This window comes from Bartonella sp. AP21QHHD, from assembly GCF_042196205.1.
Taxonomy (GTDB): domain Bacteria; phylum Pseudomonadota; class Alphaproteobacteria; order Rhizobiales; family Rhizobiaceae; genus Bartonella.
This window is the reverse complement of record NZ_JBHIPT010000098.1, coordinates 1-5,965: the sequence shown is the minus strand read 5'-3', so window position 1 is coordinate 5,965 and position 5,965 is coordinate 1. Positions and strand designations below refer to the sequence as shown.

Below are 5,965 nucleotides of genomic sequence, written 5' to 3'. Positions count from 1 at the left end.
GAAAGTGAGGGAATTGAGTTAACACATCCAGTGATACTTAACAGAGCTATACAACTCAATAGTTTTAAGATTTTCTTCATTCTTCCCCTCTTTCAATGGATTTATTTACAATAAACAGCTCATAAGCTTGTTGATATTTTCTGTCACCGCTGTTTAAACAACGGTGAACAATATTGAAATGGTTGCTTGAGGAAACAATCCCGCACAGGCATGTAAAAACGTGAGTGTGGGGATTGTCGGTCATCACAAACAAAACTTAAGGTTTGCATTCAGGTTGTACTGGACTTCTTTTACAAAAAGGGCTGTTTAAGCGCTTTTCGACACTTCTCTTCGGGATGACAGCACCAGGCTGACAAATGGGAAGGTCTCTACCGTTAAAAGGAGAACACCAGCTAGCTCTCCCTTTATAATGGAATCCTGCTTGGATCATGCAAGCATCAATCGTTGCATTCTCATTGTTGCTTAACTTTTGAACTTCATCCTCAAGATAATTAAGGTGTGGCAAACCACACTCTAGCAATGCTTTTCCTACCTCCGTAGAATCTGCTCCTAGCTTCTCCCACACAGCCGTCTCTCCTCGAGGAGGTTTATCAATGTTTTCAATATCACATCCAGCAACCGTTAACAGAATGAGCAGGCTTAATAAATTAAACAACATTTTCATTTTTTGTTCCCTGTTCTCGTTGAATGAAGTTTGTTAAAACCAAATGAACCATAATTAATTTGACACTCACGACTCGCATCAGCATAACAATTATGGGGGCTCGGGTTAAGGCCCAAGACCGCTCTCCCCATCTCTCTGAGAGGATTAGTTGCTATAGTAAATAAACTGTTTGCTGCAAATATCGTCATATAAAAAGGATTTTTTATACCTTTCTCCAAAAGTGAAAAATCTAGATTTAAAGGTGCCTTATAAGCCGTAGGCCAATTGTAACCAATCACTGTACTAATGGGGTCTAACATATGACCTTGTATGTAGATATAATTTTTTTCGCCATCGCTTAGATAATCTACTGTATTGGCCATCGATTGCATGTGAGCAGCCGCTCCAACAAGATAGAAGTCTGTTTTCTTGGCTACACTGTGGATACCATGTTCTTGCAAGTCATTTGCTCCATTGCTTACTGTTAAGGTACCACGGCTATGCCCACTAACAATAGCATTGTCATTGCCATAACGATAGATAAAATCTTGGAACTTTTTGGTTGAATTGGTCAACCCCCAAGAGCTACCCTCCCAAAACTTTTGATAATATGCTACCCCTAATTCTACCAGCACATCATCAGCTTGGGGAAAGTATGTAAAATAAAGGGGACCATTTTTATTAACAGCCAATTGGACAGCATTACCCGCAGCGCATCATCTGGTGAATTAAAAATGCCATTGTAGAACATATAAACAGCACCATTAGGGCCTTTTTGTAAATGCTTTTCTTTCTCTGGCTTTAAAAAGTGATACAGAGTGATATATTTTCCATCACGGCCTTTTATAGGTTTTCCATTTTCATCGGTTAAATAGAGGACATTGCCATTTTCATCATGCGCAACCTCACCCACTGGATGGTCAACATAAAATGCCATTTTACGAACCCCATCCCATATATCAAACCATTCATCTACCCATTTATTTCTCATACCTAAACGATTACGCAATATATCCTCAAGCGGTGCGACATCTAGCTGTCCTACTGCCTGGTGTGCTGCTGCGGTGTTGCGGTTGAGAGAGCCAATGATTTGTCCAGCATCTTGCCCCATCGCCCTCTGTCCAGTTGTATCAGTAAGGATGATAGTCCCATCGCTGATAGCAGATTTGGTTTCCCCTTCTGCTGCATCCTTGGCTTTGCCGTGATTTAAAACATTCTTGGCAATGTTTTTTATCGTGTCATTCCCAGAAATGCTAAACCCATGGCTGCTGGCTTTAGCATGCGCACTGTTGCTGATATCACTGGTGCTAATGCTTCCTGTGGTCAGGCTGTTTTTATCTGCCGGCGCGGTGCTGGCAATGATGCCTCCGGTCAGCGTTGTTTTGTCTTTAACTATGATATTAAAGCCGCCATCACCCGCTTTGATGCCTGATTGCTCCACAACACTATGATAATCGCTGGAGGATTTATCCTTTTGGAAAGAGGCGCTCATGGCCCCCCCACCACCCGTTTGTCCAGCACCAAACCCAACAGAAACAGAGTTTTGCTTACTGGAAGTTTGTCCCGTATCACTGCGGCTGGTAATGGAAAAATCACCCCCTACTTCCATTTCTACACGCTCTCCAGAAACCACGGCGCCTGCCAATGTGGTAGTTTGCCCCACTCGTGGTATGAACAGTGCCGGTGCCTATAATATGGCTGTTTTTGTGTTGAACTTCCTCACTGGAACCTTCCCCTTGACTAAAAGCAGCACTGCCCGTTGCCCCTGCGCCACCCGTGCCATAACCGGTGCCAACACTCATTGAAGCACTTTCACTGCTGTTTTGTGTGCTTTGCGTGTTTTGTGCACTTTCAAAGATGATATCTTTACCTGCTTCCATGGTGATCTTTCCGCTCTGTGCATCATTTTCCAGCACATAGATTGGATTGGTACCAGCGATAATATCAGCGCCAACACCATGAATGCTGCCTTATTTAAAGTGCCACCCGCTTGAATAAAGAAGGAGACGGCTTTGATCCCCTACTTCATTCGTGATTTTATCCAACGACCTTTTAACGATGGGGAGGACGCTTTGGTGATCGCTTTTGTAAAGCTTTTTGCTTTTGCTGACGTTTTCTTTCATCCTCAAAATGCGTTAGTAAAGCCCGTTCCTGTTTCGTTTTGTTGGTCACACCAAAGGTGTCATTGTCCATAAATTGCTGATATCCTGCTATCATTAAATTGCTTAGGAATGAGCCACTTTTGGGAGGTTGTGTAAAATAGATCCCTTTTGAATCTTGCAGTTTATATCGGAAACCTGCTTTTTTCATGCACTCATAAACTGAGGCAAATTCACTCGCATACGAATTCATATCACTAGAAGAAGCATAAACCGGTTTCCAGCCACATTTTGATAAGGATTGTTGGATCATCGCTTTATCGACACCTGGTTTTTCCCATAATGCTAAAGTTGATGGAGGAGGTTGGTTAACACATCCAGCTGTATTTAAGAGAGCTATGCAACTCAATAGTTTTAAGATTTTCTTCATTATTCCCCTCTTTCAATGGATTTATTGACAATAAAAAAGCTCATAAGCCTGTTGATATTTCCTGTCACCGCTGCTTAAAACAACGGTGAACAATATTGAGATGATTGGTTGAGAAAACAATCCCGCCGTTCCAAGCAAAGGCAAGGATGGCAGATTGTTGATCATCACCAATAGAAACACTTAAGGTTTGCATTCAGGTGCGTTTTTATATTTTTTACAAAAAGGGCTGTTTAAGCGCTTCTTGACACTGCGCTGTGGAACAACAGCGCCTGGACGACAAATGGGCAAGTTTTCGGCTTTATGGTTTACACACCATCCCCCCCCCTTTCATCTTTATAGCGGAATCCTGATTGAACCATACAAGCATGAATTGTTGCTATTGCATTATTACTGAGCTTGCTGCTTTCTGGATCCTTATCATAAGGGGTTGGCATACCACATTCTAACAAGCCTTTTCCTACCTCAGTAAAATCTGCTCCCAGTTTCTCCCAAGCAGTCAAATATCCTGAAGGAGTTTTATTAAACTGACATCCAGCTATACTTAACAAAGTTACAGCACTTAATAATTTTACGATGTGTTTCATTTTTTACTCCATGATTTACTTGAAGGAACTTGTTCACGATGAGATGAACCATAATCATATCTACATTTATAACCCACATCTCCAAGACAGGTATGGGAGCTTATGGGATTCATGATCACTCTCCACCATTCTGTCCACCAGTTACTACCAGCAGATATTGTCTCATAAGCATAGCCATTGCCACCAATCAATCTGCTTACAACGTCAAATCTATGCCCATCAAAACCAATAGTGGTTTGTTTGCCACCACTCACATAACCTAACAGACCGGATGCAACTAAAACATTAAAGGCTGGTCCATAGAAATTGATATTCGTGTTGTCGGCTATACCGTGAACACCTTCTTGTTTGAAAGAATTCAGCATATTCCCCAATGTCATTGTCCCGCGACTATGTCCATAAAGATCTAATCCTGTAAGACCATAGCTATACATCAAATCTTTTGCTTCTTGTGTTGAATTGGTCAAACCCCAAAAGTTATTTTCCATAAACTTCTGATAACCCGCGACCAGAAGTTCTGAAATAGCAGAATCGGCTTCTGGGAACACAACAAAATAAAGCGGTACATTTTTATTCTCCGCATGTTGCTCTGCATAAACAGCCGCCTCATAGGGTGTTGTAAGAATACCATTGAGGAAAAAATGAACCTTGCCATCAGAACCTTTTTGTAAATTCTGTTGTTCTTCATCCGTTAAATAATGTGCGTGAGGAAACAATCCCACCATTCCAAGCAAAGGCAAGGATGGCGGATTGTTGATCATCACAAGCAAGACTTAAGGATAGCATTCATATTGTTCTGGATGCTTTTTACAAAAAGGGCTGTTTAAGCGCTTCTTGACACTGCGCTGTGGTATGACAGCACCTGGACGACAAATCGGAAGGTTTTCGGCTCTAAAAGTATAACATGGCCCTCCCGCTCTTGCTACCTCTTCATCTTTATAGCGAAACCCTGATTGAAGCATGCAAGCATAAATTGTTGCTTTTGCATTAATGCTCTGCTTTCTGTTTTCTGGATCGACATCATAAGGCGTTGGCATGCCACATTCTAACAAGGCTTTTCCTACCTCTGTAAAATTAGTAACACCATTTTTCTCCCACGCGCTCAAATACCCTCCAGGAGTTTTATTAAACTGACATCCAGCTATACTTAACAAAGTTACAGCACTTAATAATTTTACGATGTGTTTCATTTTTTACTCCATTATTTAATTCAAGGTTTTTGTTCACGATGAGATGTGCCATAGCGCCATGTACACTTATCGCTCGCATCTCCAAGGCAAGTATGGGAGCTTATGGGATTCATGATCACTCTCCACCATTCTGTCCAAACGTTACTACCAGCAGGTATTGTCTCGTAGGTATAGCCATTGCCGCCAATAATTCTGCTGACAAAGTCATATCTATGCCCATCAAAGCCAACAATGGTTTGTTTGCCATCACTCACATAACCTAACAGACCGGATGCAACTAAAACATTAAAGGCTGGTCCATAGAAATTGATATTCGTGTTGTCGGCTATACCGTGAACACCTTCTTGTTTGAAAGAATTCAGCATATTTCCCAATGTCATCGTCCCGCGACTATGTCCATAAAGTTCTAATCCTGTAAGACCATAGTTATACATCAAATCTTTTGCTTCTTGTGTGGAATTGGTCAAACCCCAAAAGTTATTTTCCATAAACTTCTGATAGCCCGCGACCAGAAGTTCTGAGATAGCAGAATCGGCTTCTGGGAACACAACAAAATAAAGCGGTTCATTTTTATTCTCCGCATGTTGCTCTGCATAAACAGCAGCTTCATAGGGTGGCGTAAAGATGCCATTAAAGGACACATGCACCTTGCCATCAGAACCTTCTTGTAAATGCTGCTTTTCTTCATCCGTTAAATAATGGAACTTGGGGATTTTTTGTCCACGAGCGTCTTCTATAGGCTCTCCATTTTCATCTTTTTTATAGAGTATATTTCCGTCTTTATCACGGTCGACCACGGCGATGGGGTGCTCTTTGATAAACATGGTTTTATAGGAATCATCGCTGTATTTAAATCCTTCTTCTAAAAGTTGGGTTGCCATTTCACGATTTTCATGGACGATTTGTTCCAGCTTGCCTACATCGAGCTGTTGTACACTCTTATGGGCGCTAGCAGTATCCCGATTAAGGGAGGCTATGGCTTGCTCAACATCTTGCCCTGTTAATGCCTTCTGCCCTGC

General features: G+C 41.7%; 6 protein-coding genes and 2 pseudogenes. All 8 read right to left on the bottom strand.

What is annotated here, in order from left to right:
• Positions 1–256: 256 nt before the first annotated feature.
• Complete coding sequence (locus ACFIMC_RS05895; RefSeq protein WP_375623805.1) at positions 257–664, bottom strand: hypothetical protein; 408 nt, start codon at positions 662–664, stop codon at positions 257–259.
• Positions 661–2,613 (bottom strand): annotated as a pseudogene (locus ACFIMC_RS05890) (hemagglutinin repeat-containing protein); the annotation flags it as partial. The pseudogene ACFIMC_RS05890 and the gene ACFIMC_RS05895, both read right to left, overlap by 4 nt.
• An 82-nt stretch (positions 2,614–2,695) precedes the next feature.
• Positions 2,696–3,172: a hypothetical protein gene (locus tag ACFIMC_RS05885; protein ID WP_375616816.1), complete on the bottom strand. Its 477-nt coding sequence runs from the start codon at positions 3,170–3,172 to the stop codon at positions 2,696–2,698.
• 64 nt (positions 3,173–3,236) lie between these two features.
• A complete protein-coding gene (locus tag ACFIMC_RS05880; RefSeq protein ID WP_375611068.1) occupies positions 3,237–3,365 on the bottom strand; it encodes a hypothetical protein in 129 nt (42 codons plus the stop codon).
• A pseudogene (locus tag ACFIMC_RS05875) lies at positions 3,353–3,756 on the bottom strand (hypothetical protein). Before ACFIMC_RS05875 ends, ACFIMC_RS05880 begins: the two are co-directional and overlap by 13 nt.
• Complete coding sequence (locus ACFIMC_RS05870) at positions 3,753–4,517, bottom strand: filamentous hemagglutinin (protein ID WP_375685708.1); 765 nt, start codon at positions 4,515–4,517, stop codon at positions 3,753–3,755. Before ACFIMC_RS05870 ends, ACFIMC_RS05875 begins: the two are co-directional and overlap by 4 nt.
• Before the next feature lie 12 nt (positions 4,518–4,529).
• Positions 4,530–4,946: a hypothetical protein gene (locus ACFIMC_RS05865; RefSeq protein WP_375672176.1), complete on the bottom strand. Its 417-nt coding sequence runs from the start codon at positions 4,944–4,946 to the stop codon at positions 4,530–4,532.
• A 20-nt stretch (positions 4,947–4,966) separates the two neighbouring features.
• The coding region (locus tag ACFIMC_RS05860; protein WP_375685706.1) for a filamentous hemagglutinin at positions 4,967–5,965 on the bottom strand (999 nt) is incomplete at its 5' end.

Excerpts from the sequence above, each read along its gene's own strand:
- ACFIMC_RS05895 (WP_375623805.1), bottom strand. The coding sequence starts at position 664 with ATGAAAATGTTGTTTAATTTATTAAGCCTGCTCATTCTGTTAACGGTT.
- ACFIMC_RS05885 (WP_375616816.1), bottom strand. The coding sequence starts at position 3,172 with ATGAAGAAAATCTTAAAACTATTGAGTTGCATAGCTCTCTTAAATACA.
- ACFIMC_RS05880 (WP_375611068.1), bottom strand. The coding sequence starts at position 3,365 with ATGCAAACCTTAAGTGTTTCTATTGGTGATGATCAACAATCTGCCATC.
- ACFIMC_RS05870 (WP_375685708.1), bottom strand. The coding sequence starts at position 4,517 with ATGATCAACAATCCGCCATCCTTGCCTTTGCTTGGAATGGTGGGATTG.
- ACFIMC_RS05865 (WP_375672176.1), bottom strand. The coding sequence starts at position 4,946 with ATGAAACACATCGTAAAATTATTAAGTGCTGTAACTTTGTTAAGTATA.